Here is a 488-nt window from a genome sequence, read left to right on the forward strand (position 1 = left end):
TCGGCCAGCTCGTCGATGACGAGCACGATGAAGGGCAGGAAGCGGTGGCCCTTCTTGGGGTTGAGCCGCCGCTCGATGAACTTGGCGTTGTACTCCTTCAGGTTGCGGCAGCCGGCTTCCTTGAGCAGGTCGTAGCGCCGGTCCATCTCCATGCACAGCGAGTTGAGCGTGTTGACCACCTTCTTCGTGTCCGTGATGATGGCCTCGTCCGTGTCGGGCAGCTTGGCCAGGTAGTGGCGCTCAATCTTGTTGAAGATGCTCAGCTCCACCTTCTTGGGGTCGACGAGCACGAACTTGAGCTGGGCCGGGTGGCGCTTGTAGAGCAGCGAGGCCAGTATCACGTTCAGCCCCACCGACTTGCCCTGGCCCGTGGCCCCGGCCATGAGCAGGTGGGGCATCTTGGCCAAATCGGCCACGAACACCTCGTTGGTGATGGTGCGCCCGAAGGCGATGGGCAGGTCCATTTCCGTGCGCGCGAACTTCTCCGA

At 62.5% G+C, this 488-nt stretch carries 1 protein-coding gene; it reads right to left on the minus strand.

All coding sequences use genetic code 11. From position 1 onward, the window contains the following. Window positions 1-488: FtsK/SpoIIIE domain-containing protein (locus BEN48_RS17180; RefSeq protein ID WP_262490095.1), on the minus strand; the 488-nt coding region annotated here is incomplete at both ends.

It is taken from the genome of Hymenobacter glacialis (assembly GCF_001816165.1).
GTDB classification, from domain to species: domain Bacteria; phylum Bacteroidota; class Bacteroidia; order Cytophagales; family Hymenobacteraceae; genus Hymenobacter; species Hymenobacter glacialis.